The 22,079-nt window shown below is 72.5% G+C and carries 26 protein-coding genes; 8 read left to right on the forward strand and 18 right to left on the reverse strand.

All coding sequences use genetic code 11. From position 1 onward, the window contains the following. Positions 1 to 673: 673 nt before the first annotated feature. The 4 genes from SJY07_RS17835 to SJY07_RS17850 all read right to left on the reverse strand — a co-directional run bounded on the left by SJY07_RS17835 (position 674) and on the right by SJY07_RS17850 (position 3,480). Positions 674 to 1,969, reverse strand: a complete 1,296-nt coding sequence (locus SJY07_RS17835) for a Fic family protein (RefSeq protein WP_380160916.1) — start codon at positions 1,967 to 1,969, stop codon at positions 674 to 676. A 184-nt stretch (positions 1,970 to 2,153) separates the two neighbouring features. Beyond that, positions 2,154 to 2,771 carry a hypothetical protein gene (locus tag SJY07_RS17840; protein ID WP_380160918.1) on the reverse strand — a complete coding sequence of 206 codons (618 nt, stop codon included), beginning with the start codon at positions 2,769 to 2,771 and terminating at the stop codon, positions 2,154 to 2,156. A gap of 288 nt (positions 2,772 to 3,059) precedes the next feature. Next, positions 3,060 to 3,227 carry a hypothetical protein gene (locus SJY07_RS17845; protein ID WP_328292879.1) on the reverse strand — a complete coding sequence of 56 codons (168 nt, stop codon included), beginning with the start codon at positions 3,225 to 3,227 and terminating at the stop codon, positions 3,060 to 3,062. A gap of 70 nt (positions 3,228 to 3,297) precedes the next feature. Beyond that, entirely contained in the window at positions 3,298 to 3,480 is a 183-nt protein-coding gene (locus tag SJY07_RS17850; RefSeq protein WP_328292878.1) for a hypothetical protein, read from the reverse strand. Positions 3,481 to 3,497: 17 nt separating this feature from the next. Between SJY07_RS17850 and SJY07_RS17855 the strand changes: the two genes are divergently transcribed. Next, positions 3,498 to 3,638, forward strand: coding sequence for a hypothetical protein (locus SJY07_RS17855; RefSeq protein ID WP_380160921.1), 141 nt, complete (start codon positions 3,498 to 3,500; stop codon positions 3,636 to 3,638). Between the two features lie 294 nt (positions 3,639 to 3,932). Next, the gene (locus SJY07_RS17860; protein WP_328292876.1) at positions 3,933 to 4,073 is read left to right on the forward strand and encodes a hypothetical protein; all 141 of its coding nucleotides are present in this window, start codon (positions 3,933 to 3,935) and stop codon (positions 4,071 to 4,073) included. A 151-nt stretch (positions 4,074 to 4,224) separates the two neighbouring features. Here the strand turns inward: SJY07_RS17860 and SJY07_RS17865 are convergent, their stop codons facing one another. Then, positions 4,225 to 5,421 (reverse strand): threonine aldolase family protein, encoded by a 1,197-nt coding sequence (locus SJY07_RS17865; RefSeq protein WP_380162400.1) that lies wholly within the window; start codon positions 5,419 to 5,421, stop codon positions 4,225 to 4,227. Positions 5,422 to 5,514: 93 nt separating this feature from the next. On the opposite strand from SJY07_RS17865, the gene SJY07_RS17870 reads away from it, so the two are divergent. Both SJY07_RS17870 and SJY07_RS17875 read left to right on the forward strand, forming a co-directional pair. Continuing rightward, entirely contained in the window at positions 5,515 to 5,766 is a 252-nt protein-coding gene (locus SJY07_RS17870) for a type B 50S ribosomal protein L31 (protein WP_328292874.1), read from the forward strand. Positions 5,767 to 6,152: 386 nt separating this feature from the next. After that, positions 6,153 to 7,655, forward strand: a complete 1,503-nt coding sequence (locus SJY07_RS17875; RefSeq protein WP_380160924.1) for a methyl-accepting chemotaxis protein — start codon at positions 6,153 to 6,155, stop codon at positions 7,653 to 7,655. Between the two features lie 43 nt (positions 7,656 to 7,698). On the opposite strand, the gene SJY07_RS17880 is transcribed toward SJY07_RS17875, so the two are convergent. Beyond that, positions 7,699 to 8,298 (reverse strand): TetR family transcriptional regulator C-terminal domain-containing protein, encoded by a 600-nt coding sequence (locus tag SJY07_RS17880; protein WP_328292872.1) that lies wholly within the window; start codon positions 8,296 to 8,298, stop codon positions 7,699 to 7,701. Between the two features lie 80 nt (positions 8,299 to 8,378). Here SJY07_RS17880 and SJY07_RS17885 point away from each other — a divergent pair, with 80 nt between their 5' ends. Then, positions 8,379 to 8,939, forward strand: coding sequence for a hypothetical protein (locus tag SJY07_RS17885; RefSeq protein WP_328292871.1), 561 nt, complete (start codon positions 8,379 to 8,381; stop codon positions 8,937 to 8,939). Between the two features lie 104 nt (positions 8,940 to 9,043). Beyond that, a complete protein-coding gene (locus SJY07_RS17890; protein ID WP_380160927.1) occupies positions 9,044 to 9,841 on the forward strand; it encodes an MBL fold metallo-hydrolase in 798 nt (265 codons plus the stop codon). 21 nt (positions 9,842 to 9,862) lie between these two features. Here SJY07_RS17890 and SJY07_RS17895 read toward each other — a convergent pair whose 3' ends face one another. From SJY07_RS17895 to SJY07_RS17935, 9 genes are all read right to left on the reverse strand, one after another. Further along, positions 9,863 to 10,333 carry a hypothetical protein gene (locus SJY07_RS17895; protein ID WP_380160929.1) on the reverse strand — a complete coding sequence of 157 codons (471 nt, stop codon included), beginning with the start codon at positions 10,331 to 10,333 and terminating at the stop codon, positions 9,863 to 9,865. Between the two features lie 90 nt (positions 10,334 to 10,423). Then, positions 10,424 to 11,152: a cytochrome c oxidase assembly protein gene (locus tag SJY07_RS17900; RefSeq protein WP_380160931.1), complete on the reverse strand. Its 729-nt coding sequence runs from the start codon at positions 11,150 to 11,152 to the stop codon at positions 10,424 to 10,426. Continuing rightward, the gene (locus SJY07_RS17905; protein ID WP_328292867.1) at positions 11,149 to 11,592 is read right to left on the reverse strand and encodes a DUF2243 domain-containing protein; all 444 of its coding nucleotides are present in this window, start codon (positions 11,590 to 11,592) and stop codon (positions 11,149 to 11,151) included. Before SJY07_RS17905 ends, SJY07_RS17900 begins: the two co-directional genes overlap by 4 nt. A gap of 13 nt (positions 11,593 to 11,605) precedes the next feature. Continuing rightward, positions 11,606 to 12,100: a hypothetical protein gene (locus tag SJY07_RS17910; protein ID WP_380160933.1), complete on the reverse strand. Its 495-nt coding sequence runs from the start codon at positions 12,098 to 12,100 to the stop codon at positions 11,606 to 11,608. Between the two features lie 70 nt (positions 12,101 to 12,170). Beyond that, entirely contained in the window at positions 12,171 to 13,055 is an 885-nt protein-coding gene (locus SJY07_RS17915) for a 3,4-dioxygenase subunit beta (RefSeq protein WP_328292865.1), read from the reverse strand. Then, the gene (locus tag SJY07_RS17920) at positions 13,052 to 13,717 is read right to left on the reverse strand and encodes an SDR family NAD(P)-dependent oxidoreductase (protein ID WP_380160935.1); all 666 of its coding nucleotides are present in this window, start codon (positions 13,715 to 13,717) and stop codon (positions 13,052 to 13,054) included. The genes SJY07_RS17915 and SJY07_RS17920 overlap by 4 nt, the downstream gene beginning before the upstream one ends. A gap of 70 nt (positions 13,718 to 13,787) precedes the next feature. Further along, the gene (locus SJY07_RS17925; RefSeq protein ID WP_328292863.1) at positions 13,788 to 14,903 is read right to left on the reverse strand and encodes an alpha/beta hydrolase; all 1,116 of its coding nucleotides are present in this window, start codon (positions 14,901 to 14,903) and stop codon (positions 13,788 to 13,790) included. Between the two features lie 67 nt (positions 14,904 to 14,970). Continuing rightward, entirely contained in the window at positions 14,971 to 15,381 is a 411-nt protein-coding gene (locus SJY07_RS17930; protein ID WP_380160937.1) for a cupin domain-containing protein, read from the reverse strand. A 29-nt stretch (positions 15,382 to 15,410) separates the two neighbouring features. Next, complete coding sequence (locus SJY07_RS17935; protein WP_380160939.1) at positions 15,411 to 16,433, reverse strand: zinc-dependent alcohol dehydrogenase family protein; 1,023 nt, start codon at positions 16,431 to 16,433, stop codon at positions 15,411 to 15,413. 193 nt (positions 16,434 to 16,626) lie between these two features. Here SJY07_RS17935 and SJY07_RS17940 point away from each other — a divergent pair, with 193 nt between their 5' ends. Next, positions 16,627 to 17,553: a helix-turn-helix transcriptional regulator gene (locus SJY07_RS17940; protein WP_328292860.1), complete on the forward strand. Its 927-nt coding sequence runs from the start codon at positions 16,627 to 16,629 to the stop codon at positions 17,551 to 17,553. Between the two features lie 68 nt (positions 17,554 to 17,621). Here the strand turns inward: SJY07_RS17940 and SJY07_RS17945 are convergent, their stop codons facing one another. Next, positions 17,622 to 18,731 carry an alpha/beta hydrolase gene (locus tag SJY07_RS17945; protein WP_380160941.1) on the reverse strand — a complete coding sequence of 370 codons (1,110 nt, stop codon included), beginning with the start codon at positions 18,729 to 18,731 and terminating at the stop codon, positions 17,622 to 17,624. 187 nt (positions 18,732 to 18,918) lie between these two features. Here SJY07_RS17945 and SJY07_RS17950 point away from each other — a divergent pair, with 187 nt between their 5' ends. After that, positions 18,919 to 20,121 carry an MFS transporter gene (locus SJY07_RS17950; protein ID WP_380160943.1) on the forward strand — a complete coding sequence of 401 codons (1,203 nt, stop codon included), beginning with the start codon at positions 18,919 to 18,921 and terminating at the stop codon, positions 20,119 to 20,121. Positions 20,122 to 20,178: 57 nt separating this feature from the next. Here the strand turns inward: SJY07_RS17950 and SJY07_RS17955 are convergent, their stop codons facing one another. Further along, positions 20,179 to 21,183 (reverse strand): NAD(P)-dependent alcohol dehydrogenase, encoded by a 1,005-nt coding sequence (locus SJY07_RS17955; protein ID WP_380160945.1) that lies wholly within the window; start codon positions 21,181 to 21,183, stop codon positions 20,179 to 20,181. 32 nt (positions 21,184 to 21,215) lie between these two features. Continuing rightward, the gene (locus SJY07_RS17960) at positions 21,216 to 21,983 is read right to left on the reverse strand and encodes an SDR family NAD(P)-dependent oxidoreductase (protein ID WP_380160947.1); all 768 of its coding nucleotides are present in this window, start codon (positions 21,981 to 21,983) and stop codon (positions 21,216 to 21,218) included. Between the last annotated feature and the right edge of the window lie 96 nt (positions 21,984 to 22,079).

Below are 22,079 nucleotides of genomic sequence, written 5' to 3' on the forward strand. Positions count from 1 at the left end.
CGTGCACGGTCGTGGTTCCAGGATCGACGTCACCGAAGCCTGCAGGTCGTCGACGTCTCCTCCTCCACGGTCGACGTCCATGGCGACGCGGTACGAGTGAGGCCGGGTGTCGTTGGTTCCGGATGACGACTCGCGCCTGGGCGAAACCGGAGATCAGGGGAGTCGGCGTGACGGCGGTGTGGTCCTCACACCACCACACCGCAACGTCGGGTGCAGCGGGTCCCTCGCCGAGGCGCTGGAGTTCCGCGCCGGCTTCCAAGACTTCAGCCATCTGATCCGCCTGTGGTTCAGGTCCGGTCTCGGGGGAGGAGTCGCCGTTGGTGAGGTCGTACCCGGTCACGATGGCGATCGACAGGATCACGGCTGGAACACCCAGGGGGATGTGGCCGGAGGCATCGCGCCAGAAGACGCGCAGGAAACGTTTGCGTCCGATGGCGCGGTTCGCGGACCTCGACCTGAGGTCCCCGTCGGGGCCTCGGGAGGGTCGTCGAGGCGGACGGGGGAGTGCGGCGCGGCCCGCGGGCGGTGTTCGACGGCTCGTCGGCCATCTCCCGCTCCAGCGTCCGCCCACGCAACGTAGCCAGGCAGTGGGGTGTTCGGGGCACTTCGCCCACCGTGGTGCCGGTGGAGCGCCGAGCGGCACCGACGGGGTGGGTCCCGCGGGCCCCGTGGCTCAGGATCGGGGGCGGTAGGGCACTGGGCGTGAGGGCCGTTGCTGGGAGGTGTCCCACTGGGTGCTCGCGAGCTGACGCTCGACGCTGGTGATGAGGTCGAAGACGTCCAACGCCAGGTAGTAGTTGGTCTTCTGGTCGTACTTCTTGCGGGTCAGGATGCCCGCCTCGGTGAGTTCGTCGAGAGCGTCCCGTGCTGCTGGCGCTGAGGCGCCGTAGGTGTCCATCACGGTGGTCGTGGTGAGCACGGGGGTCTCCTGCAAGCCCAGCAGGATGTTCGCGGCGGCGGAGTTGGCGCGAGGTTGAGGACGCAGGCCCTTGCGGAAGCGGTGGGCTGCGAGCGCGGTGGTCCACTCGGTGCGCAGGTTCTCCAACTCGGCGGCGAAGGTGGCGGCCTGCTCGACGGCGGTCTGGGTGGCGGTGAGGAAGGTGCGCAGCCACTGCGAGATGCCCTCGGATGCCTGGGGGCTGGTGGGGGCGCCGTCGTAGCGGTAGGCGGTGAGGGCTCGTACGTAGTCCCGGGAGCGGGTGAAGAGGACCTGGCTGATGGGCAGGACGGCGGTTCGGGTGAGGCCGCGGCGTACGAGGACGGCGTGGATGATGGCGCGCCCGACGCGGCCGTTGCCGTCGGGGAAGGGATGGATCGTCTCGAACTGGGCGTGGGCGATGCCGGCCTGGACGAGGGGCGCGTGGGTGCCGCCGTTGAGGTACGTGATCAGGTCCTGCATGAGGTCGGGCACGTCGTCCGGGACGGGCGGTACGAAGTCGGCGGCGACGGGGTTGTAGCCGTTGCCGCCGATCCAGTTCTGGGTCTGGCGTACGCCGTGGGCCTCGGGTTCGCCGTCGAGCAGGGTGCGCTGGACGGCTTCGACGGCGTCGAGGGTGATGGAGTCCATGCCCGCGACGGTCGTGGCGGCTTGCTGCACGGCCGTGATGTTCGCGGCGACGCGTCGCGCAGTCGCTGATGCTTTGCGGTGCAGGCCCTCGCTGGAGAAGAGTTCGGCGATGCCGACCTGCTGGGGGGAGACTTCCAGGCCTTCGATGCGGGAGGAGGCGATGGCTTCGGAGCGCAGGAGGAAGCGGGAGAGTCCTTCCAGTCCGCGAGAGCCGGGGTGGTCCACGAGGCGGCGCACGCTGGTCTCGGTGCGGGCGGCGAGGGCATCGACGTCGCGGTCGAGGATGAGGGGGCGGCTCGTGAGCCGGTCTGGGGTGTAGACGCGGTAGGGCCCACCCTTGCGGCCGATGCGGCTGGCCGCGTCGGGCTGGCCCTCCCAGTGCGTCTCGTGCGTGCCGGCCACGGACTCATCCTTTCCCTTCCACTCCGGATGCGCAAGGATAGTCCGTAAACCAGCGCATCTGGGGTGAACGTGAAAGGTTGGGTGGCTTCACCGTACGCCCGCGTTCGGTCCTCGACTGCTCGCGCTGTCCAGGTCCCACGCAGCCACGACCCCGCCGTCACTCCACGACCGGGCGGAGAGCCGCTCAGGCGCTGCTCTTGCGCGGTCGCCGGGTGAACCACTCCCTGCCTCGCACCGGCCGCTGCGGCGGCCCCGGCGGGACCTTCGTGCTCGCGGGTCGCTGCTGCACGACCAGGTCCACCAGCACGCCGTCGTCGTGATCGTGGCTGACGTCCCCGTGCAGAGCCTGCGCAGGTGCACAGTGCTGCTCGAAGTCCCACGCAGGGCCGGTGACCTCACGCAGGCGCAAGCTCTCCGGGACCGGCACCCACACGTCCGCTGGTTCGTAGCCCTCCTGCAGGACCTGGGAGACCAGGACGCGATCGAGGACGACGATGCGGGTGCGCACGACGGTGCCGTAGATGGCGGGGACGGTCTCGGATGTGGTGTGGAACTCCCCGATCAAGTGCCCGCGCCGGACCCGTCGACCCGTCGCACCCGGGGTCACCTCATCCATGTCTGCCGGGTAGAAGACCTCTTCGGGGAGAGCATCGAGATCGACGTCCTCGTCCAAGCCGGACCACCCGGCGTTGTCGGGACCGGCAGGGGAGAAGAACAGTCGGTAGGTGTCCAGGGGTTGACCGACGATCGGGCGCGGGCTGCAGCACCCGATCTCCCAGTCCGCGATGTGGAACCGGACCACTTGCGCGCGTGCGCCTACCTGGGCCTGGTCTGGGACATCATCCGGGACCGGCGTGGTGGGTGGCCGAATGAACGGAGTCTGGCTGGAACTGCTCATCTTCAAGACCCGCGTGCTGGACGATCCGGGGCACGAAGGCTCCGGCCGCGGGGTACCCGACGTCATCGACGGTAGCACCAGTCCCTGCCCGCGGGGGAGAACTCGACGTTCGTCCTGCTCGCAGCCCACCACCGCGCGCTCGTGACGCCCGAACGCGACCGGGGAACGAACTCGCACACAGTTCGATCGTGGTCAGGACGTTCTCGAACCCGTCTGCCACCGCCACCAGGCAGGGGTGTGCAACCGCAACCGGCGGGCCGAGGGCACGACCCGGGCCGGGACCTGGACGAGTTCACGGCGGATCCTCGCCGCCCCCTCCCGCCGATGCCCGTCACCGGCGACCGCGGCGAACACCCTCATCAGGTCGTGGGTGATCATCACCAACGCCGACCACGCCGCGTCCGCCTGGAACTTCCCGAAGGCAGGTTCGTCAACGCCCGCCCTCGACGTCGCTGATCACCGACTCGATGACCGCGTGCGCGCGGTGGTCCTTCTCCGCCTCCACCATCGACAGCGGGGAGTCGGTGAACACCGCGTGGTACCGGTAGGTGCCGAACGACTCACCCTGCCCCGCGGCCGCCGCGGCGAGGTTCGGGCGCCGGATCCGCCGCACCAGGAGGCGGCAGTGAGATGCTCGATCTCACGGCAGCCGGTGAAGGTGGCGCACTCGATCTCGGCGACCTCGGCGTCGGACACCCACCGCTGATCCTCCTCGTTCCAGACCTCCTCCACGTACTCGATGCCGATCCGCTCCTCCTCGAGGATCGATGAGCTGCCTTGCCGCACAGAGGTATTCGCCCGGGTGTCGATCGAGAACCGCGCCCCGGCCCGGCGGGCCATGGTCACGACTGAGTGGTCGTAGTGCGCCGAACCGGCCCGGACGACGACCAGTTCGTCCTGGCCTGCGTTCCGATCGGCGTGCCGGTGCAGCGTGTGAGGGGGCCAGCCCGTCTCCCGAGAGTTTCCCGGCTCGCTCGCGTCGGGCAGCGCTGGCGCCCCGACCGTCGTCGAAAACGCCTGCAAGTTCGCCAGCAGGCGGGATTGCACCGCGTCCGGTTGGCGCGCGTGGCCACGGGTGAACGAGCGGACGTCGACCACCAGGCCGGCATCACCGCCGCGGTCGAGGAACAGACGGCGACGACCGGTGAACTGGCCCGCACCGTGGCGGCGCCGCGAACGGCACCCACGAGATCGCCGGGGTACTGACCGCCGCGGCCGGGGCCAGCGCCGCAGGCCGTTCCGGTCTGGAGCAGGTGCGCGCCTCCGTGGAGTCGTCGCGGGAGACGTCGCTGCGGTTGCGTCGGCGGTGGACACCTTCCGCCTCTGAGCGCGCCGCGGTGGTGGAGAGGACCTCCGTTCAGGCACCCGCGTCGAAGAACTCCAGGAACTCGTGCAGGGCGCTGCGCACGTCGTCGGCGCTCCAGGCGAGCCCGGCCTCCGCGACGGTGATCTCGGTGAAGGAGAACCCCGGGGGCAGTCCGGGTTCGCGCCAGGGGTTGGCGAACAGTGCGGTGCCGGTCCGCTCGGCCTGCCGGGTGGCGGCCTCGTTCAGCCGGTCGGCGGACCCGGGGAACCAGAACTGGAACTGGTGGGTGTGCGGGACGGCGGGGTGGACCGCGGCCCCGGGGGAACCGGGGGACCCCCGGTCGGGTCGCTCGGCCAGTTCTCGGGTGAGGGCCTCGGCGACGACACGGGCGTGGGCGACGTGGCCGGGCAACCGGGGGAGTTCGCGGTGCAGGCCGTGCAGTGCGGTGAGGGCGGCCGGGAACTGCTGGAAGACGTTGCCGCCGTAGCGGTGACGTTCGAGGCGGGTCTCCTCGACGAAGTCGGCGGGTCCCGCCAGGGCGGCCCCGGAGAGGCCGCGCAGGGACTTGTAGAAGGAGACGTAGACGCTGTCCGCCAGGGCCGCGATCTCGGGGAGGGGACGGCCGAAGTGGGTGGTGGTCTCCCAGAGGCGGGCGCCGTCGAAGTGGACGGACGCGCCGCGCGTCCGGGCCGCGGCGGTGACGTCCACCAGTTCCTCGAAGGAGGGCAGGACGAACCCGGCGTCGCGCAGGGGGAGTTCGAGGACCAGGGTGGCGAACGGTTCGGCGACGGCGCGGACGTCCTCGGCGCTGGTGGGTCGCGGTGCGGTGGTGAGGGGGACGGTGTGCAGGCCGGCGAGGCGGGTGAGGGCCTCGGACTCGTGCAGGCGGGGGTGGGACAGGGCGTGCAGGGCGACACCGTCCGACCCTCCGCGGCGGGCCCAGCACCGCAGTGCCGCCTGCTGGGCCATCGTGCCGGTGGGGAAGAACGCGGCGTCCTCCTTCCCGAGGAGATCGGCCACGCGTCGCTCCAGCACGGTGACGACGCCGTCGCCGTAGAGGTCGGTGGGGGAGTCGAGGTCGAGACCCGCGTCGGCGGCGAGGTCGGTCGCCGCCTCGGTCAGGTCGTGCAGGCGCTGCCCCAGGCGGGCGGTGGTGGCGGGGCGGTCCAGCACGCGGGTGGCGTGCTGCACGGCGCGGACCGCGCGTTCGCTACGTCCGGATCTCCTGCTGCTGTTCACCCGCGCCAGCGTAGGTGTGCGCGGGCCCGGGGACGGGAACAACCCTTCACTGAGAAGAGTTCTCATGAGGGAAGGTCAGAACAGCCCCATCCGGAGGTCATCGTGAAGCTCCACACCCACCCCGCCTACGACGACGTCGTGTTCCGCGACAAGTCCGCCGGCACCGCGTTCCTGTCGCGTTCCACGCTGACCGCGCGCGCCGGCCTGCCCACCGTGGAGTGGGAGGGCGCCACCTACCCGGTCGTCGACGTCGACGTCTCCTCCGCCAGCCACCCGTTCTGGACCGGCAACGCCCGCGTCCTGGACACCGAGGGACGTGTCGAGAAGTTCCGTCGCCGGTACGGCCGCAGCTGAGGGTCCTGCGTACGGTCCGTTCCCCGGACCGGCTGCAGCGCAGTGACACTCCGTGGACCCCGGCCGGGGCAGCGCCCCCGCCGGGGCCCACGGGTGGAAGTCGCAGCGCACTGCCCCTCCAGATCCCCGCCCACCTGCCGATGTGGTGGGGGCGTGGTCCCGGAACCCCCCGGGCGTGCGCCGTCGAACAACGCTTCTGCGCTCTCGACGAGATCACCCACCAGGTCGAGCAGCCGGCCCCGGGTACCAGCACGGCTCCTCGGTCGAGCTCCGTCAGGACTCGCCGCGCCGCGCCCCCGGACCTCGTGACCGGAAGGACGTGCCCGCACGTGCTCGGACGCCGCAACTCCCGTCCTGCCCACCACGCGCAGCCGATGCCGCGTGACGTGGAAGCCCTCGAAGCGGTGCTCGCCGCCCTGTCCGGTGGCGTCGAGGACGAGGTCGACGCGCACCGTGCGGTCGTCGTGGCCCTCTCGAAGGCGCTGGGGCTGGGCTACGGGGCGGTGTGGTTGCCCGCCCCCGGAGGTTCGACCGGGGTCGGTCACCCCTTCCGCCTGGTCGCGGAGACCGGAGCGTTCAGCGAAGTGCTCGGGCGCAGTGGCAGCGACACGATCACCTTGAACCCCGACCAGCTGCAGTGGGCCGCCACCCACACCATGGCCGTGCTGGACGAGTCCTCCACCGCCGAGGTGCCCACCTACCAGCGCTGGACCGTCGCCGCGCGTGCGGGTGCGGGTCAGGGCGCGATCCTCCCCGTCGTCGTGGGCGGTCGCGTCGTGGCGCTGCACGAGTACTACGGCAGCGCCCCGCTGCCCTTCTTCGGGGTCCGCACGGAGAAGTGGAAGGCCATCAGCCGCGTCGTGGCCTACGGCGTGCAGCACGCGCTGTCCGCCGCGGCGCTCGCGGAGACCCTCCACGACCGCCAGGCCGTGACGACCGTCATCGCCCGGGTCGGGGAGGCACCGGACGCCGCGAGCGCCCTGCGCACCGCGTTGGAGACGGTCCGCAGCGCGTTCGGGTGGGCCTACGGCTCGTTCTGGGCCCTGGACGAGACGGACCGGACGCTGAAGTTCCAGCTGGAGTCCGGTTCGGCCGGGCAGGAGTTCCGGGACGTCACCCTGCGCGCCTCCTTCGCCGAGGGGGTGGGCCTGTCGGGCCGGGCGTGGAAGGCGCGCGACCTGGTCTTCGTCGCGGACCTGGCGGAGATGACCGACTGCGTGCGCGCACCGGCGGCCCAGCGGGCCGGGGTGCGCTCCGGGGTCTGCTTCCCCCTGCTCAGCGGGGGTGAGGTGGTGGGCACGATGGACTTCTTCACCACCGACAGCATCGAGCTGTCCGCCACGCGGGCCGAGGCGCTGCGCAACGTCGCGCAGCTGCTGTCCCAGCGTCTGGAGATGCTGCACCGTGCGGAGCAGGACGCCTCCTCGGCACGGTCGCTCATGGACACGGTGTCGCGGCTGCGCCAGGCCACCCACAACTCCGACCGGGTGGCGGGGGCCGCGCGCGACCAGGCCAGCGCCATGGTGCAGGAGGTGGAAGCGCTGGAGCAGGTCACCACGTCCGTCGGCGACGTCATCAAGATCATCTCCTCGATCGCGGGGCAGACGAACCTGCTGGCGCTGAACGCCACCATCGAGGCCGCTCGTGCCGGCGAGGCGGGGAAGGGCTTCGCGGTGGTGGCGGGAGAGGTGAAGGAGTTGGCACGGGCGACGGCGGAGGCCACCCAGCGGGTCGGCGAGCAAATCGCGGACATCCAGGCCAGCAGTCGCAGCGTCGCGGCGGGGATCGGTGAGACGGGCCGGGTGATCGGTGAGCTGGACGTCGTCCAGGCGGACATCGCGGCGGTCCTGTCCGAGCAGGAGCAGTTGGCCGGCGACTACGGGCACTGACGGTCGCCACCGGCGCCTTCCGGGGCGGGCCTGTCCCGGACCGTCACGCCCCCGAGTTCCGCGAACCGCCGCCGTCGGGGTGGAGGTCGGCGAGTTGTCGCCGCAGGACCTCCACCGCCCAGTCGGTCGACTCGTCCTTCCCCTGACGGATCAGGTGCAGGGCGAGACCGTCGAGGAGGGCGTGCAACGTCGCGGTGGTGCGTTCCGTCCGCGGCGGTGTCGTGAGGACCCGTGCGACGAGACGGCAGGCGTGGGCGACGTCCCGGTGCGCGGCGTCGGCCACGGTCCTCAGCGACGGGTCGGCCAGGGCTGCGGTTCCGAGGGAGAACTGCACCTCCGCCTCCAGGCGACGTTCCTCGTCGAGGGGTAGCAGTTCCTCGAGCACCGCGGCGGCGGACGCCGTGTCGGTGATCTCGGCCAGCGCGGTGATGCGGGCCGTTGCGCGCCGACGGATGAGGTCGAGGCAGTAGGCCAGGAGCGCGGCCTGGGTGGGGAAGGCCCGTCGCAGCGAGGCGGGGGCGAGGCCGGCCTCGGCGGCCACGGAGCGCACCGACACCCCGCGGACGCCGTCACGCGCGGCGACCCGCCAGGCGGCTTCGGCGACCTCGATCTCGCGGGCCGTGTGGTCGATGAGCTTGGGCACGAGGGAACCCTACGTTGCTGGTACGACCGTGCTAACTTACTTGTTAGTACGATCGTACTCGCAAAGGAGGGGTTCTTGTGGTGCTGCTCATCGCGGCCTGCGAGGTGGGTTTCTGGCTGCTGGTCGTGGCGGGTCTGCTGGCTCGCTACCCGCTGCGGGCACCAGCGGTCGGTGCCGTGCTGTTGTCGGCCGTTCCGCTGGTCGACCTCGTCCTGCTCGTCGCGACCGCCGCGCACCTGCGAGCCGGCGCGCAGGCGAGCTGGGCGCACGGTCTCGCCGCGGTCTACCTGGGGTTCACGCTCGCCTACGGCCGCCGGCTGGTGGCCTGGGCCGACCTCCGCTTCGCCCACCGCTTCGCGGGCGGTCCCGCGCCGGTGGCGCTGTACCGCTGGGACTACGCGCGCCACTGCTGGGCCGACGTGCTGCGCACCGCGGCCGGAGCCCTCGTGGCGACCGCGCTCCTCCTGGGGGTTCGCGCCTGGATCGACGACCCTTCCCGGACCGCTGCGCTGGAGCAGTTCCACCCCGTGCTCGGGGTGGTGGTGGCGGTCGAGGTCCTGTGGGCGGTCGGGTACACGGTGTGGCCGCGATCAGCGCCGGGCGGTGGCCCGGTGACCGCCGGCGGCCGGGGGAGGGAGTGAACCCGGCCTGGCGACGTCACCCCTCGGGACGGGTTCGCGCTCCGCTGGTGGGTCACCTGCGAGTGGTCACGAGTGTCCGGCCCGCAGCTGGGTAGCTGCACGGTGTGGACCGACCTCTCTCGCTGACGTTCGTCGGCACCGCCACCGTCCTCCTCCGGTGGGGGGCCCTGACCGTGCTGACCGACCCGAACTTCCTGCACCGGGGCCAGTTCGCCTACCTCGGCAAGGGGCTCCTGTCCCGCCGTCTCACCGAACCCGCGCTGTCCGTGGCGGAACTGCCACCGCTCAGCGGGGTGGTGCTCTCGCACCTGCACGGCGACCACTTCGACCGGGTGGCCCGGCGGGGCCTCGACCACGGGGTGCCCATCGTCACGACCCCGCACGCGCGTCGACGGCTCGCGGGCCGTCACGGTTTCGGTGACGTCCGTGGCCTGTTCACGTGGGAGTCGAGCACGCTCACCACCGGGTCGGACCAGGTCGTCGTCACCGCGACCCCGGCTCGGCACGCCCTCGGGGCGGTGGAGTCCCTCCTGCCCCCCGTCATGGGCAGCGTGCTGGAGTTCTCCCGGGTGGGGGGAGCGGTGGAGCGCCGGGTCTGGTTGTCGGGCGACACGTTGAACGTCCCGGAGTTGCGGCAGATCCCCACGCGCTACCCCGACGTCGACCTCGCCGTCCTGCACCTCGGCGGCACCACGCTGCCGGGGGGCGTGGTGGTCACCCTGGACGGTGTGGCCGGAGCCGACGTCCTCGAGCTGGTGCGTCCGGCGCAGGCCGTGCCCGTGCACCACGACGACTACGGGGTCTTCCGTTCGCCGTTGTCCGACTTCCGGGCCGAGGTCGAACGCCGCGGGCTCGGACCGGTGGTGCGCTACGTCGCCCGGGGCGAGACGGCGGAGTTCTGACGGGGCGGTCCGGTCCGGCGGTCAGTGCACCTCGGCGCCCCGTCCCGAGGAGAACATCGACGCACCTTCCTCCTGGCTCAGTCGGACGTCGAGCACGAGGGGCACGTCCCCGGCCAGCGCCTCGATGACCGCGCCGGCGATCTCGGAGGGGTGGTGCACCTCGACCACGTCGGTGTCGTCGGGGAGCTGGATCACGGAACGGGACTGACCCGTCGGGGTGTCCGTCACGTCGCAGACGACCAGGACACCTCCACCGTCGTGCGCCTCCTCCACGGCGTGGGCGAGGGGGCCCTCCAGGGCGGACCGTGCGCAGACCCCGACGGCGATCGGACCCGGGAACCCCGGGACCCGCGACGACCAGGCGGAGAGCTCGCCGTCCTGCTGCGGGAGCAGCACGGCGCCTTCGGGGTACTGGTCGAGGACGTCCCGCAGGTGCAGCACGAGGGACCGGGTGAGGTGTTCGAGACGCTCTTGCGAGGTGGGCTGCTGCACGGCTGCTCCTGGGCTCGGACGACGGCCCCGGCTCGACCTCCCGCCACGATGACCCCGACCGGGCGCGCCCGCAAGTGCTCCGTGCCGGGTTCAGCGCGTGGCGCGGTCCCGGACGGCACCGGGACGTGGCGGACGGCCGACCGGACGGGGGCGGGACCGTCGGTACCACCGGCCGAACAGCGCCACCGCGGTCAGGAGTTCGACGACGTCACCGCCGTAGAACAGGAGTTCGGCGGCTGCTCCGCCCCCGCGGGCGTGGAGCAGCTTGGCCAGGACGTCGTGGGCGGCGAAGACGGTCAGCAGCGCCACCGCCCGGGCCGCGAGGACCGGCCGGTGGGGCACGGGGTCGGGACCCACGAGGACCGTCGCGAACAGCCACCCCGCCGCCACCATGTGGACCATCAGCAGGCCGTGCACCGAGGGCGGGACCGGGACCAGGTAGTACAGGTAGAGACCGCCGACCTCGAGGGCGGTCGCGACCGGCAGCCAGGTGACCACCCGCGACCAGTGCAGGTGCAGCGCCCGGACGAGCAGTCCGCGCAGCCGGGGCGGGACGGTCCGCAGGGCGAGGCTCACGGGGGCCGACAACGCCAGCAGCACGGGCGCCGCCATCGTCACCAGCAGGTGGACGACGACGTCGTCGACGGCCCCGCGGACCGGCCACAACCCGGCGACCGCCCACGCCACCGCCGCGGCGACGGCGGCACCCGTCCGCGGGACCGGCCACCGGTCACCCCGCCGGTGCAGACCGCCCTCCGCCACCAGGTACGACGCCAGGAGCACCCCCGCCGCGAGCAGGAGCACCCAGCCGGGGATCACGCGTCCCGCCGCCGCCCGCGCCGACGTCCCACCAGCAGGACGACGGTGCCGGCCGCCAACCCGGCCAGCGCGGCCAGGTTCCACGCCACGTCGTAGGGCCACAGGTCGACGCCGTAGCGGATCTGGTGCAGGCCGAACACCTTGTGCTGCAGGAGCCCGTCATAGAGCTGGAACCCGCCCCAGCCGAAGAGGCCGCCAGCCAGCACGCGGTGGCCCACGACGGCCCGACGCCGCTGGAGGTCCGCGAAGAGGAACAGGCCGGCGACGACGGCGATCCAGCTGCCGGCGTGGAACCAGCCGTCGGAGACGAGACCGACCGTCGACGTGGAGCGGTCGTAGAAGTGGTGCCAGTGCAGGAGCTGGTGGAACACCGTCTCGTCCAGGAACCCCGCGACCCCGATCCCGACGAGGACCCCCACGGGCAGCGAGCGTCGCGCCACGACCACCGGAGCCTCAGCCCCCCAGGACGTCGCGGACCGCAGCGCGCCGCAGCCGTTCCAGCTCGGCGGCCTGACGGTCGGCGCGCTGGACCAGTTCCTCCAGGGCCTCGGCGTCCAGGCGCTCGTCGGTCAGGGCCAGCTCCCGCAGGCTGCGCCACCCGGCGGCCTTGCCCTGGACCCCCAGCAGCAGACCCTCCAGTTCGATGACCGTCCGCAGCGGTGAGGGCCGCACGAGGTGCCCGTTCGGTTTGAGCGCTCCCAGCGCCTCCCCGACCCGGCCGGCGTACTGCAACGGGCGCTCCACGGGGACGCCGAGGACCCGCATCCAGTGCAGCAGGCTCTGCCGGTCCTCGACGATCTCGTGGTGCAGGTGGTCCAGCGCGCGCCCGGTCTCGGTCCCCCGGTGGGCCCGGGCGCTGCGGGCGAAGCGGGCCCGGCCCGCCGTCGCCCCGGCGAGGTGGTCGTTGAGGTAGACGGTCAGGTAGCGCCGGCGATCGTGATCGTTCACACCGGGGAGCTACCCGTGCAGGGTGGGCGGAAACCGAGGGGGGCCGCCGGACCCGGGACCTGCAGACCCGTCAGCGTCCGACCCCGACGGTCAGGGTGGCGGTGCAGCCCGCCGCCACGTCCCCGGGGTCCCCGGGGTCCCCGGTGACGGTGGCCAGCTGCCGCACGCCCAGGTCGTCGCGGAAGACGAGGTCGTCCGCGAGGGTGACGCCGGCCAGTTCGACGGCCGACCGCTCGTACCCGGTGGTGGCGTAGACGGCGGTGCAGTCGGCCTCGGGCAGCGCGAGCTGCGACGTGGTGAGGGCGTCGGCTGAGTCGTCGATCGCGGCGAGGTCGGCGTAGACCTCGAAGTGGACGTGGGGCCACCGTCCCGTGTAGCACCCGGGGAAGACGGAGGTGAAGGTCACCGTTCCGTCCGCGGCGGCCACCTGAACCCCGCGGAGGTAGTTCTCGCCCTTCAACTCCGGGGAGTACAGGGAGTAGCGGCCTTCCCGGTCGCACTGCCAGGCGTACACGGCGGCCCCGGCGAACGGAACCCCGCCCCGGGTCAGGTCGAGGACGGTCAGGGTGAGCGTCAGGGGGATCCCCGGCGCGGTCGTCGCGCTGATCTCGAAGCTCGACCGGATGTCACCGCGCACGACTCCGCTGCGCTGCAGCACGTTCAGCCCGTTCGACCCGTCACCGGGGAACGGTCCGGCGATCTCCGCGGGGATCTCGGCGATCGTGGCGGACGTCCCGCCCGCCCCACGACCGGTGGCCGGCGCAGCAGCGAGTTCGTCGTCGGAGCACGCCACCAACCCGGTCCCCGACAGTCCGAGCCCCAGGACCCCCAGGGCACGCCGACGGGTGAGCACGGTCACGACGTCGAAACCCAGGCCCTGCTCGTCCAGGTCGTCCTGGGGTCGCGGCAGGGTCCTGCCCTCGAACTCCGGCGGGTTCCGCGGCACGTCGGTCACGAGTCCATCGCCTCGGCGAACTCGCGGAACCGCTCACGTCCGGCGTGCATCGACCACAACCGCGTGGCGAGGACCTCGGGATCGTGCGTCGGGTGACCGGGGGTGATCGCACCCGGGACGATCAGCTGACCCACGTGGACGCCGTCGGCCGCCAGACCCTCGTGCAGCAGTGCCCCGTAGGTGCTCTCCGCGGCGAAGGCCACCGACGTCCCCGTGACCGCGAGCCGGGGACGGACGGCGCTGCCACCGTTGACGAGGAGGATCGACCCGCGGCCCAGGGCGCGCATGCCCGGCAGCACCGCCTCGACGCTCGTCGCGAGCCCGACCACCGAGAAGGCGACGGCCTCGGCGAGGTCGGCGCTCGTGGTCTCACCCACGGCACGCAGGTAGTTCTGCGCCGGGATCGGGCTGTACTGCAGCACTTCCACCGGACCCAGTTCCTCGTGGGCCGCCCGCAGCGCCACCGTCAGGGACGCGGTGTCCCGGACGTCGGCCTCGAACCCGCTCGCCGCGGTCCCACCGCTGCGCAGCCCGGCCGCCAGCTCCTCGACGTGGGCGAGGGTCCGGGAGACGAGGGCGACGGCGAACCCCTCGGCCCCGAACCTCCGCGCGACCGCGGCTCCGAGGCCGTTACCTGCTCCGACGACGGCGATGGTGGTCACGGTGTTCCTCCAGGAGGGTGCTCGAGCGGTGGGGACGGGGAACCCGTCGGCGGACGGTAGCGCGTGGTGCTCAGCCGGCCAGGTGCTGGTCGAAGAACTCTCCCAGCAGGTCGAAGGGGATCAGGTCCACCCGGTCGTAGAGGTCGACGTGCCCGGCCCCGCGGACCCAGTGCAACGTCTTGGGCTCGGCCGCGCGCCGGTAGGCGTCCTCGCTGAACCGCCGGGAGTGCGCCTGGTCCCCGGCGACGAACAGCAGCGGCCGCGACGAGATCGTCTCGAGGTCGTCGAAGGGGTGGAAGTTCGCGAACCTCGCCTCCTGCGTGATCGGCCGCATCGTCGTGCGGTCCGGGGAGGCGCCGGCGGGGGTGAACTCGCCGCGCGGGGTCCGGTAGAAGTCGAAGAACTCACGCTCGATGTCGGTGGAATCGGCCGTCAGCTCCAGCGGGGTGCCGTAGCCCCACTCGACGTCGTCGCCGTCGACCTGGGCGTAGCGCTGTTCGGCGGCGTCCGCGAGCCAGCTCTGGCGGGCCTGTGCCGACTGCGTGCCGTCGAGGCCGTCGCGGTGCAGGCCGCCCATGTCGTACATGCTCACGGTGGCGATCGCCCGCATCCGCGGGTCCAGCTTGGCGGCGCTGAGGACGAAACCCCCGCTGCCGCAGACGCCGATCGCCCCGATGCGTCCGCGGTCGACGGGAGCCCGGGTTCCGAGGAAGTCCACCGCGGCGCTGAAGGCCTCCGCGTAGAGGTCGGGGGACACCGACTGCCGCGGCCACCCGTCGCTCTCGCCCCAGAAGGGCAGGTCGAACGACATCGTGACGTAGCCCCGCTCCGCCATCTTCGTGGCGTAGAGGTTCGCGCTCTGCTCCTTCACGGCCCCCATGGGGTGACCCACCACCAGCGCGGGCGCGGCGGCGTCCTCCGGCAGGTCCACGGGGGTGAACAGGTTGCCCGCCAACGTCATGTCGTACTGGTTGAGGAACGTCACGCGGCGGACCGTCACGCGGTCGCTGGTGTGGAAGTTGTCCGCACCCGTGACGTGCTCCGCCTCGCTCGCCACGGCGTCGTCCTGCGGGCCGACGGCGACGGCGGCGGTCGCGAGCGTGCCGACGCCGGCCGCGGCCAGCACACCCCGTCGGCTCGGGGGTCGGCGGTCGGAGCGGGCGGTGGGCGTGGTCTCGATCGACATGCGTCATCTCCTGGGGAAGGTCGGGTGTCGTTCTCCGGGCGCTCGCGCGAGCACCGGGCCGATCGGTTCAGGCCTGGGCGCGTGCGTAGTCCTCGTCGGTCACCGGTTCGAGCCAGGTGACGGGGCTGGTGCCACCGTCGTCGGTGTCGGCGGCCTCGTGGATGGCCAGGTGGGCGGCGAAGGAGTCGGCGGTGGCGCCGTGCCAGTGCTCCTCGCCCGGGGAGCAGACCACGGTGTCCCCGGCCCGGGCCCGCAGCACCGACCCGTCCCGGGTGACCACCAGGGCGGTGCCGTCGGTGACGTGCAGGACCTGGCCCATCGGGTGGACGTGCCAGTGGGTGCGTGCGCCGGGGGTGAACCGCACGTGGGCGACTCCCACCCGGGACGGCGCCTCGCCCGCGGCCAGCGGGGTCATCAGCACCTCGCCGGTGAACGTGGCCGTCATCCTCTGGGTCGCCGCGGGGGTGCTGAGCTGCATGGTTCTTCCTTCCTGGTGGGGTGGGGGTGTCAGGGCCGCAGGAGCACCTTGGTCGCGCGGCGCTCGTCCATCGCCCGGTAGGCCTCGGCGGCGTCGTCGAGCGGGAGTTCGAGGTCGAAGACCTTGCCGGGGTCGATCTTCCGGTCCCAGATGAGCTGGATCAGGTCGGGCAGGAACCGGCGCACGGGAGCCGGTCCGCCGTGGAGGTGGACGTGGGTCATGAAGATGTCGTCGCCGGTGATGGCGACGTCGTGCAGGACGCCGACGAAGCCGACGTGCCCACCGGCGCGGGTGGCCCCGATGGCCTGGTGCATCGACTCGTGGGTCCCCACCGCCTCGACCGCGGAGTGCGCCCCCAACCCGCCGGTGAGTTCCTTCACCGCGGCGACGAACTCCTCGCCGCGCTCGGCGAGGACGTCGGTGGCGCCGAACTCGCGGGCCAGGGCCTGCCGGTCGGCGTGACGGCTCGAGATGATGATCCGCTCCGCGCCGAGCTGGCGGGCCGCGAGGACCGCGCACAGGCCCACGGCGCCGTCCCCGACGACGGCGACGGTCTTGCCGGGGCCGACCTCGGCCGCGACCGCCCCGAACCACCCGGTGCCGAGGACGTCGGAGGCGGCCAGCAGAGACGGGACGAGGTCGGCGTCCGGCTGGCCCGGGGTGGCGACCAGGGTGCCGTCGGCGAGGGCGATGCGGGCGTACTCCGCCTGGGCGCCGCTGGGGGCACCGGGCTGACGGTGGACGCAGCCGGTCTGGTAGCCGGCCAGGCAGATCTCGCAGGTGTTGTCGGAGGCGAAGAACGACCCGACGACGAAGTCGCCGACCGCCACGTTCCGGACGTCGGCGCCGACCTCCTCGACGACCCCGCAGTACTCGTGGCCCATCGGCTGCGGCGTCGTCACCTCGTCGGAGCCGCGGTAGGGCCACAGGTCGGACCCGCAGACGCAGGTCGCGGCCAGGCGGATGATCGCGTCCGTGGGTTCCACGATCGTGGGGCGGTCGGCGTCCTCGACACGGACGTCTCCGGGGGCGTGCATCACGACGGCGCGCACAGGGGTTCTCCTCGGTTCGGTCGGCCTGCACGGTCTCGTCAGGCCGGGTTGGGACACCTCGATGGTGGCCCCGTCCCGGTCCCCGCACCGCCCGGGAGCGGTGCCCTGGTGAGGGGTTCACCGGCAGTACACCCCTCGCCAGGGTGCGCCTGCGGGGTGTCCGCGAACGCCGGGAGCACCTACCGTCGCCACCATGGACAACCGCGCCGAGGTCCGCGACTTCCTCACCACCCGCCGGGCCAAGGTCACCCCGGCCCAGGTCGGTCTGCCCGACGCCGGTCAGCGCCGGGTTCCCGGGCTGCGGCGGGCCGAGGTGGCGTCCCTGGCCGGGGTCAGCGTCGAGTACTACGCGAAGCTCGAGCGCGGTGCGCTCGGCGGGGTGTCCGCCTCGGTGCTCGAGGGGCTGGCCCGGGCGCTGCGGCTGGACGACGCCGAACGCACGCACCTGTTCGCCCTGGCCCAGGCCGCCGACGGAACCTCCGCGCTGGCTCGTCCGCGGCGACGGTCCACGACGCGCTGGACGCCGCGTCCCAGTCTGCAGTGGACGCTGGAGGCGATCACCGTGCCGGCGATCGTGGTCAGCGGGCGGATGGACCTGCTGGCGGCGAACACGGTCGGCGCGGCCATGCACTCCTCGGTGTACGAGTCCGTCCACGCCTCGGTCGCCGGCGCGTCCCCGAACTTCGCCCGCTACACCTTCCTCGATCCCGATTCCCACCGCTTCTACCCGCACTGGGACGTCGCCGCCGCGATCGCGGTCGCCATCCTGCGCACCACCGCCGGGGCCGATCCCCGCGACAAGGAGATGCACGACCTGGTGGGGGAGTTGTCCACCCGCAGCGAGGAGTTCCGTCGGCTCTGGGGGACCCACGACGTCCGCCACCACGGTTCGGGGACGAAGACCTTCAACCACACAGCCGTCGGTGACCTCGAACTGGCCTACGAGTCCACCTCGATGGTCTCCGAACCGGGTCTCACCCTGACCATCTACGCGGCGGAGCCGAGCAGCGTCACCGCGGAACGGCTGCAGCTCCTCGGGTCGTGGGCCGCGACCCGCCTCGAAGCCCGGGAACCCGCCTCCGCCCGGCACGAGGCGTCGCAGAGCCTCGAGCAGCGGTAGACCGACCCGGACGGGCTCACGTTCCCCGTCGTCCCCCCGGCCGTGGCCCCAGGGGGAGGACGTGGGGATCAGAGGTGTTCGTGGAAGAACCCCGCGAGCCTGTCCCAGGGGATCAGGTCGACCCGGTCGTAGAGGTCGACGTGCCCGGCGCCGGGGACGATGAGCAGTTCCCTGGGTTCCGGGGCCTGCGCGTAGGCGTCCTCGGTGTAGTAGCGCGAGTGCGCGTGCTCGCCGGCGACGAGCAGCAGGGGACGGGGTGCGGTGAGTTCGAGCTGGGCCAGCGGCACGAAGCCGGTGATCGCGCCGAGACTGGTGAGGGACAGCGCGTGCGAACGCGGGTGGGCACCCCGCGGCGTCGTGTAGTAGGCGGCGAACTCGTCGGCCGCCGCCTGCTGGGAGGGTTTCAGCGCCACGGCGTCGCCGCCTCCGTAGCGCACCTCGGCGCCCTCGTACTCCGCCCACCGCTGTTCGGCGGCCTCGGCGAGGGCGAGCTGCCGTTCCTCGACGGTGTTGACCTCGCTCGGGACCGGTGCGTACCCCAGACCGTCCCGGTAGGCGCGGCCCATGTCGTACATGCTCACGGTGGCGACCGCCTTGAGGCGCGGGTCGACCTGAGCTGCGGAGAGGGCGAAACCTCCGCTGGCGCAGACACCGAGGACGCCGATCCGGTCCCGGTCCACGTAGGGGCGGGTACCGAGGTGGTCGACGGCCGCGCTGAAGTCCTCGACGAAGGCCTCGAGGGAGGCGATGTGGCGCGGCCACCCGCTGCTCTCACCGTTGTAGGAGGCGTCGTGGGCGAGCGTGACGAAACCACGTTCGGCCATGGTCTGCGCGTACAGCCCGGAGGTCTGCTCCTTCACCCCGCCGAAGGGATGCCCCACCACGAGGGCCGGCGCCGGCCCGACGAGGTCCAGGGGACGGTAGAGGTCGGCGACCAGTTCGATGCCGATCCGGTTGGTGAAGGTCACCTTCTGGTGGTCGACGGCCGCGCTCCGGGGGAACGTCTTGTCCCACGTGTCCTCCGGCGCGGGTTCCTCGGCGTGGGCCGCGGTCGAACTCGGAACCGTCGCGAGCGTTCCGGCCGCGGCGGCCACGCCGCTCATCGTCAGGACGCGGCGACGGGAGAAACCCGGCGGGAGCAGTTCGGCGGTGTCGGACTCGTGGGACGTCGAGGTCATGATGGCCTTCCTGGAGTTCGCGGAGCGTCGAGCTCCCATCGAAGGTCGGTCGCGGTCGCGGGAGAAGTCCCTGCGGGTAGAGGTACTGCTGGGGTACCCCTGGTGGGGCGCGCCGGGACGCCGGATGCGCTTGGATCGTGGGGATGCCCGTCCGGTCGTGCTAGCCCACCAGTTCCCTTGGAGTCCCGTGCCGACACCGTCATCCGTCTCGACCCCCGTCGAACGGCCCTTCCCCCGGGCGGCTCTCGGCGTGCTGGCTCTGCTGGGTTTCACCCTCATCTCGACCGAGACCATGCCGGCCGGTGTCCTGCACCAGATCGCGTCCGGGATGGGAACCTCCGAGGGGGTCGTGGGTCAGTTCGTCAGCGCCTACGCGTTGGGAACCGTGCTGCTCACCGTTCCCGCGATCGCGCTGACCCGCTCCTGGCCCCGCAAGCGCCTGCTGATCACGGGGATCCTCGCCTTCCTCCTCGCGAACACGGTCACGGCCCTCTCCGGTGGAGTGACGCTTTCCCTGGTCTCGCGGTTCGTCGCGGGGGGTTGCTCGGGGACGTTGTGGGGGATGCTGGCCGGGTACGCGTTGCGCATCGCCCCGCCCGCGGCGGCCGGCCGGGCCCTCTCGCTGATCTCGGTGGGCGCTCCCGTGGGGATCGCGTTCGGAACGCCACTGGGGACGTGGCTCGGGACCACGTTCGGCTGGCGCTGGTCCTTCGCCGGACTCAGCGTCCTGGCCGTGGTCGTCCTGGTCCTGGTCGTCGCCGTGGTGCCCGCCGCCGACGGGCAGTCCACCGCGTCGCACCGGCCCGCGTCGCAGGTCGTCCGGATCCCCGCGGTCGCCCTCACCCTCGTCGTGATCGTCCTGTGGATGCTGGGGAACACCACGACGTACACCTACATCGCCCCCTTCCTCCGCGCCGGTGGTTCGACGGTTCCCCTGGAGGGGTTGCTGCTGGTCTTCGGCCTCGCCTCGATCGTCGGGATCGCCCTGACCACGGCGCTCATCGACCGGGCGCCCCGGGCGCTGGTCCTGGGCTGCGCCGGCGCGTTCGCGCTGTCCGGGGTGGTGCTCGTGCTCTTCCCGCACTCCCCGGTCGTGGTCCACGGCGCGGTCGCCGTGTGGGGCGTCGCCTTCGGCGGGGCCTCCCCGCAGTTGCAGCGTCCGCTGGCCGCCGCGGGCGGGGAGGACGCGGACGTGGCGAACTCCTTCCTCCCCGTCGCCTTCAACGTCGCGATCTTCGCAGCGGGCGTGCTGGGGGCGCTGGTGCTCGCCTCGGGCGGCGACCGACTGCTCCCCCTGGCCATGACCGTGGGCGGCGGGGCCGCGTTCGCTGTCCTGGTCCTCGGCCTCCGCACCGTCTACCCGCAGCACGCTCCGGCGAGGACGGCCTGAAGGCCGGGAACTTCCCGACGGCCAGGAACAGGTGCACGGGTTCCCCTCGAGGTGGGTTCAGGCCGAGTGGGGCTCGACGACGGCCTTCAGCGACCGGGCGTCGCGGCGGGCGAGGGTCAGCGCCGCTTCGGTCTCCGCGAGCGGGAACCGGTGGGTGATGAGCGGGGTGGTGTCGACGGCGCCGGAGGCGATGAGGGACAGCGCCGTGGGGTAGGTGTTGGCGTAGCGGAAGATCCCGGTGATGGTGAGTTCCCGGCCCTGGACGAGCGGAACCGGGAGGGGGAGTTCGTCGGCGCCCATGCCCACCAGGACGGCCCGGCCGGCCGGGGCGAGGACCTCCACCGCGGAGCGCCACGCGGCCGCGGCGCCGGAGCACTCCAGGAGGACGTCGAAGGTTCCCGTGAGGGGTTCCGTGGCCGGGAGCGCGGTGAACCCGAGGCCCCGCGCCACCTCCAGGCGGAACTCGCTGACGTCGGTCAGCGTCACCGAGGTCGCTCCGAAACCCCGTGCCACCTGGGCGGTGAACAACCCGATGGGTCCGGCGCCGGTGATGAGGACGCGGTCGCCGGGCGTGATGCCGCCGCGGCGTGCGGCCCAGACCCCCACGGACACGGGTTCGGCCATGGCGGCCTGTTCGGCGCTGAGCCCCGCGGGTGCGGGGTGCGCGAACGCCGCGTCGAGGGTGACGAACTGCGCGATGGCCCCGTCCACGGGTGGGGTGGCGAAGAAGACCACCGCGGGGCAGAGGTTGTAGCGACCGGCCAGGCACTGCTCGCAGGTGCGGTCGGGGACTCCCGGTTCGAGGGCGACGAGTTCCCCGAGGCGGCCGCGGTCCACGTCGGCACCCACCTCCACGACGGTCCCGGCGGCCTCGTGGCCGACGACCATGGGGGTCTCGACGACGTAGCCGCCGATCCGGCCGTGCTCGTAGTAGTGCACGTCGGACCCGCAGATGCCGACGGCCTCGACGCGGACGAGCACCTCGTGGGCGGCGGGGACGGGTCGCTCGCGCTGTTCGATGACCAGGGACCGGGGTGCGTGCAGGACGGCGCTGGTGTTCACGGGTTCTCCAGGGGTCGGTCGTGGTGTCGGGGTCAGCAGGTGGTGTAGCCGCCGTCGGCGACGAGGACCGTCCCGGTGGTGAAGGAGGAGGCGTCGCTGGCGAGGAACACGACGGCCGGGGTGATCTCCTCGAGGGTGGCGATGCGTTCCATCGGGGTGTCCTCCAGGACGTGGCGGCGGGTCCGCGGGTCCTCGACGGCGGCTCCGTCGGTGGCGACGTGACCCGGGGCGAAGGCGTTGACGCGCACCCCGAACGGGGCCCACTCGGCGGCGAGGCTGCGGGTCAGGTGGTGGACGGCCGCCTTGGACGCCGCCGCGGCGTGGTCCCAGTGCGGTCGGCCGGCGATGATCCCGGCGGTCGAACCGATGTTCACGATCACGCCGGCGCGCTGGGCGACGAACGCCCGCCCGAAGGTCTGGCACCACAGCCAGACGGTGTCCAGGTTGCCGTCGACGACCCGTCGCCAGTCGGGCGCGGTGACGTCGAGCGCCGCGGACGGGGCGCGCACGTCCACGGCGTTGACCAGGACGTCGACCCGGCCGTGCCGGTCCACGGCCGTGCTCAACGTCCGCTCGACGTCGTGGACGTCGGTGACCTCGACGTGCAGGAACTCCGCCGCGATGTCGTCGGCGCGCATGGCCTGGACGAGGTGCTCGCCCTCCTCGGTGTCACCACCGGCCAGGAGGACGCGGGCGCCGGCCAGTCCGAGCGCGTGCGCGCAGCCGCCGGCCACGCCCCCCGTCCCGGTGGTGACGACGGCCGTGCGACCCGTGAGATCGAACCTGTCGGACAGCCTCAAGATCGTCGTCCATCCTCCGGTCGTCCTCGTCCGAGCCGCGCCACCCCGCGCCCGCACGGCGAGCGTAGGTATCCACGGGTCGTGCGACTAGCGACT

The organism is Kineococcus sp. R86509, from assembly GCF_042466365.1.
Lineage (GTDB): Bacteria > Actinomycetota > Actinomycetes > Actinomycetales > Kineococcaceae > Kineococcus.